This window comes from uncultured Veillonella sp. (assembly GCF_934190855.1).
In the GTDB taxonomy this organism is placed as follows: Bacteria; Bacillota; Negativicutes; order Veillonellales; family Veillonellaceae; genus Veillonella.
In genome coordinates this window covers 1-3458 of sequence record NZ_CAKPTN010000169.1, presented here as the reverse complement: position 1 = coordinate 3458, position 3458 = coordinate 1, and the positions used below count along the sequence as shown (strand labels likewise).

The following is a 3458-nucleotide window of genomic DNA, read 5'->3' as shown; positions in this document are numbered from 1 at the left end:
GTCGTTACATTTAAGTAACTTTGAATTATGGTTGGTTTTGACTTTGTCAAAACCCGCACTCTGGCATATGTTCAATCGTATTGATTGATTACCTATCATTGTTCAGTTTTCAAAGATCTGTTATCAGTTAGCACCACTTCATTCGAAGTGTTATCCCAACTGACGACTTGATTATAATAACATGCGAGCACTTTCGTGTCAACACATTTTATAATCTTTTTTGAAGTTCTTTTCGAACCTCTAAGTGTATTACTACACTCATTAAGAAACAGCCGCTCGAACGACTGTATGCATATTATAGTACAACAAAATTATAAGTGCAACCCCCAATTCTCAATTTCACACAACTTTCATCACTCTTTCATTAAAAGCCTCAAAAAGCAGTAATTGATTTTATACAACCAATCATGTACAATATAGCTGTAATACAGAACTTATAGCATAATTAGTTCTATTTTATTAGTATTAATTAATATGAAAATTACATTAGTGTAAGGAGATTGAGTATGAAATTATCCAAACGTTTATTATCAAAAACAGTAGCTCTAGCTGCTATCTGTGCAACTATGGCCACAGCAGCCTTTGCCGCACCACAAGGTACATTTGATACCTCTGAAATCCAAATTACTGGACAAGCCTCTCGTTCTGTAGCACCTAACTATGCGATCTTAACACTTGGTATTACTAGTGAAAATACTAATATCAACGCTGCCAAATCCAATAATGATCGCATTATGAGCGATTTGATCAGCAAATTGGCTCATCTTGGTATCGACAAAAAAGATATTTATACGTCTAATATTTCTATTAACCCTACAAACGATTATCAAGAAGGTAAACGAATCAATACTGGCTATAGCGTAGCAAATCGTGTAACGGTAAAAATTAACAATCTTGATAATGTTGGAAAAGCCGTAGATGCTGCTGTTAGTGTTGGAGCTAATGATATTAACAACTTATCATTCCAAAATGACGTATCCCAACAACTATCCGATTCTTTAACTACGGAAGCAATTCAGGATGGCCGTCATAAAGCAGAGGTTATTGCTGCAGCCCTTGGACGTACATTAGGCCCTGTAAAAACTGTTTCTATCAGTACACCACAAACAAGTTCCATGGACTCTGGTTACTATCGCAACGCAGTAATGTTAAAAGCGTCTCTCGAAACTGCTACACCTGTTGAAAAAGGTTCATTAGTAGTTTCTCAAGACGCTAATATTACTTATTATCTACAATAGAATTTTCTGGTACCACACCTTCGTGGACCGCAACAATGCCGCCTGTCAACTCATGATAGGTGGCATTTTCATATCCAAGAGATTTCCAAATTTCTAAAATTTCACTTTGGTGAGGATAACGACGCAAAGATTCTGGAAGCCATGCATAAGATGAGTTATCCTTACTTAGTTTACCTATAATAGGTAATATATAAGAGAAGTAGAAATTGTATAACTGTTTAAAACCAAACATACTTGGTTTCGCCAATTCCAATACAACTACTTTCCCACCTGGTTTTACAACACGTTGCATTTCGGATAATACTTGTTTAATATCTGGTACATTACGCATTGCAAAGCCACTCATAGCCGCATCAAAAGTATTATCTGCATAAGGTAAAGCCATTGCATCACCTTGTACTAGATTCACTTGATCCATTAATCCTGCATCTTCAATGCGAACACGACCTTGGTCAAGCATTTCGCTATTAAAATCTAACGCCTCTACTCTTAGTGTAGGTTCTTGACGTAACGCTTCCTTCGTAAACACACAGGTACCACATGCTACATCAAGCACACGTTGGTGAGGACCAATATTCATTGCTTTTACAGAGAATTTGCGCCAAAAATAATCTTGTCCAAAGCTTAAGACTGTATTCATTAAATCATAGTTTTTTGCAATATTAGAAAAAACACCTTGTACAAATTGTTCTTTATCGGCATAGGTTTTAAATTCTTTAGTATTCATTATGGCCCTTTCACTAATCAAGAACTATATTCAAGAACTATATATGGCATAGTATACCATACTATAGGAACTCTAAAAAAGAATCCTATTATATATACTATAAATAACAAGTATGTGCTATTTACATATATGGTAAAAGTACTGATATATTCTATAGTAATCAATACTTATAATAATGTAAATAATCATGTTTATCACTTACTATATATTTAACATAAATACCTATGAACATCTATAACATTCTCTATTGCTACTATTACATGTTCGTTGTATAATGACATATGTCCATGATGAAAGGATATATTCATGGAGATTTATTTGTTTTTATTAAGTATTGGAGTGTACTATGAATCGATTTGTAAAATCAATCAACAAAGTCAGTCTAATCCAACAGATTATCATAGGTTTGATCATTGGTATTTTGACTGCACTTTACGTGCCAGATGTGGCAAATGAACTTGCTTTATTAGGTGTTCTCTTTGTTGGTGCTCTTAAAGGCATCGCACCTATCCTTGTATTCTTCTTGGTAATCGCAGCGATCAGTAAACATCGCTCTGGCCAAAAAACAGGTATGGGTTCTGTTATCACCTTATATCTATTAGGTACATTCCTATCTGCAGCATTAGCAGTAGTCGTAAGCTTCATTTTCCCTACTACATTACACTTAGCGGCAGGTGCAGCGGATGCAGCTCCACCGCAAGGGATTGTTGAGGTAATGACAACACTTTTAAAAAATATAGTTGATAATCCTGTGAAAGCATTGATGACTGCTAACTATATCGGTATTTTAGGCTGGGCTCTCATCATTGGTGGTGCGTTACGTCATGCACCAGTGAACACTAAAGAGGTTATGGAATCCATCGCTCAAGCAATTACCACAGTAGTAGGCTGGATTATCCGCTTTGCCCCTCTAGGTATTATGGGCCTTGTAGCTGAATCTATTGCTACTAACGGTATTGAAGCTTTGATTGGTTACTTCCAATTACTCGTTTTATTACTTGGCTCTATGATTTTCGTAGCATTAGTAATCAATCCGATTTTGTCCTTCGTTTATCTACGTCGCAATCCATACCCATTGGTATTTAAATGTTTACGCGAATCTGCAATCTACGCATTCTTCACACGTAGCTCTGCTGCCAACATCCCTGTAAACCTTGACTTAGCTAAACGTTTGAAACTGAACCCTGATATGTATTCCGTATCTATTCCACTAGGTGCGACAATTAATATGGGTGGTGCTGCGATTACGATCACAATCATGACATTAGCGGCAGCTCATACACTAGGTATCGTTGTAGATATCCCTACTGCAATCCTATTATCCATCATCGCTACTATTGGCGCTTGTGGTGCTTCTGGTGTAGCAGGTGGTTCTTTACTACTTATTCCATTAGCTTGTTCTCTATTCGGTATCTCTAACGACGTAGCAATGCAAGTTGTAGGCGTTGGCTTTATCATCGGTGTATTACAAGACTCTACAGAAACTGCGCTTA

Annotated in this window: 3 protein-coding genes; 2 read left to right on the top strand and 1 reads right to left on the bottom strand. The window is 36.5% G+C overall.

From position 1 onward, the window contains the following. Positions 1-506 precede the first annotated feature (506 nt). Positions 507-1238 carry an SIMPL domain-containing protein gene (locus tag Q0F90_RS08210; protein WP_296004643.1) on the top strand — a complete coding sequence of 244 codons (732 nt, stop codon included), beginning with the start codon at positions 507-509 and terminating at the stop codon, positions 1236-1238. Here the strand turns inward: Q0F90_RS08210 and Q0F90_RS08205 are convergent. Further along, positions 1219-1965, bottom strand: coding sequence for a ubiquinone/menaquinone biosynthesis methyltransferase (locus tag Q0F90_RS08205; protein WP_296004641.1), 747 nt, complete (start codon positions 1963-1965; stop codon positions 1219-1221). The genes Q0F90_RS08210 and Q0F90_RS08205 overlap by 20 nt on opposite strands. 346 nt (positions 1966-2311) lie before the next feature. Here Q0F90_RS08205 and sstT point away from each other — a divergent pair. After that, on the top strand, positions 2312-3458 hold a 1147-nt coding region (gene sstT, locus Q0F90_RS08200), incomplete at its 3' end, for a serine/threonine transporter SstT (protein ID WP_296004639.1).

What these genes read in the sequence shown, in the direction of transcription:
- Q0F90_RS08210 (WP_296004643.1), top strand. Translation starts at nt 507, where the DNA reads ATGAAATTATCCAAACGTTTATTATCAAAAACAGTAGCTCTAGCTGCT.
- Q0F90_RS08205 (WP_296004641.1), bottom strand. Translation starts at nt 1,965, where the DNA reads ATGAATACTAAAGAATTTAAAACCTATGCCGATAAAGAACAATTTGTA.